The organism is Actinomyces oris (assembly GCF_001937445.1).
GTDB lineage: Bacteria > Actinomycetota > Actinomycetes > Actinomycetales > Actinomycetaceae > Actinomyces > Actinomyces acetigenes.
The window spans coordinates 1,701-3,033 of sequence record NZ_MSKS01000075.1 but is presented as its reverse complement, the minus strand read 5'-3'; the positions used below and the strand labels follow the sequence as shown (position 1 = coordinate 3,033).

General features: G+C 59.1%; 3 protein-coding genes. 1 reads left to right on the top strand and 2 read right to left on the bottom strand.

Annotated elements, in window-relative coordinates:
* The first annotated feature begins 82 nt into the window (after positions 1-82).
* Positions 83-292 carry a transposase gene (locus tag BKH20_RS15095; protein ID WP_430793403.1) on the top strand — a complete coding sequence of 70 codons (210 nt, stop codon included), beginning with the start codon at positions 83-85 and terminating at the stop codon, positions 290-292.
* Here BKH20_RS15095 and BKH20_RS13500 read toward each other — a convergent pair.
* Both BKH20_RS13500 and BKH20_RS13495 read right to left on the bottom strand, forming a co-directional pair.
* Positions 220-1,104, bottom strand: coding sequence for an IS3 family transposase (locus BKH20_RS13500; RefSeq protein WP_075391472.1), 885 nt, complete (start codon positions 1,102-1,104; stop codon positions 220-222). The genes BKH20_RS15095 and BKH20_RS13500 overlap by 73 nt on opposite strands.
* Positions 1,101-1,333 (bottom strand): transposase (locus BKH20_RS13495; protein ID WP_075391471.1); only part of this gene is annotated, 233 nt, incomplete at its 5' end. The genes BKH20_RS13500 and BKH20_RS13495, both read right to left, overlap by 4 nt.

Here is a 1,333-nt window from a genome sequence, read left to right as displayed (position 1 = left end):
ACAAAACCCGGGGCTTGACACTGATCACCTCGACGCCGTGCGAGCCGACCTGCTGGCCTACCGCCACCTTTCCCGTCGAGGTATGGCGGCAGATCTGGTCCAACAACCCCAAGAACGCCTCAATAAGGAGATCCGCCGCCGCACCGACTCAGGAGGCATCTTCCCCAACAGGGACACTGGACTGCTGGGTGTTTTTCGGACAGTGCTTGTTTTCTTGCTTCAGGCTGCCTTCTTCAGGTCCAGGAGCTCGCTTTCGACCTCGTCGGGAGTGCGATACCCTAGGGCTGAGTGAAGACGAACATGATTGTATCTCAGCTCGATCCACGAGGCAATATCGTTCATCGCTTTATCCTTCGTTGGGTATACCATCCGGTACACTCTCTCATTCTTGAGCGTGGCGTTGAACGACTCCGCCCAAGCGTTGTCCCAGCAAACCCCCGTACGCCCCACCGAGGGGCGAATCCCGTAACCCTTGAGGTGGTCCAAGAACCTCTGAGACGTGTACTGACTTCCCCTGTCGGAGTGAAAGATCGTCACACCCTCCTCGACCGGGCACCTTCGTGCCGCCATGTCAATGGCCTGGCACACCAGGGACGTGTGCATGTGGTCGGCCATCGCATAACCCACGACCTTCTTAGTACAGCAGTCCAGAACAGTCGCAAGATAGATAAACCCAGCCCACGTCCTGACGTAGGTAATGTCCCCGCACCACTTACGTCCAGGTTCGTCCGCAGTGAAGTCCCGCCTGAGCAGGTCCGGGCGCGCATCCAGGTCCTTAGCCGGCACGGTGGTTCGGACCTTCGCCCGCGGCCCGGCGGCCTGCAGGCCCAGGTCCCTCATGATGGACCGGATCGTGGACCCGTCCGCCCGCACACCACGCCGCTCCAGACTCACCTGAATTCGTCGGTACCCGTAGGTGCCATCGGATTCCTCGAAGGCGTCGTTAACCATGACTCCAAGCTCTTTTCTCCTCACAGTTGTTGCTGATTCGGGTCGGTCACGCCAGGAGTAGTACCCTGATTTTGACACCCTGGACCACCGGCACATCGCAGAGATGGGGTAAGAGCCTTCTTCGCGGTTGATGAGCTCGTAGCGCTCGGTCACGGTCGTTCCTTGGCGAAGAAGGCGGCTGCTTTTTTCAGGAACTCATTCTCCTGACGCAGCTCACGAACCTCTGCCTTGAGTTTTGCTATCTCGGCTGACTCGGAGGCTTTCATGCGGTCCTGGTCGGTGGCGTGCTCTTTCCTGTACCTGGCGACCCAGTTACCCACCGTCTGGGCAACAAGATCGTATGAGGCGGCCACCGAGGCGATCGTGCGGTCCTTCTCGATCA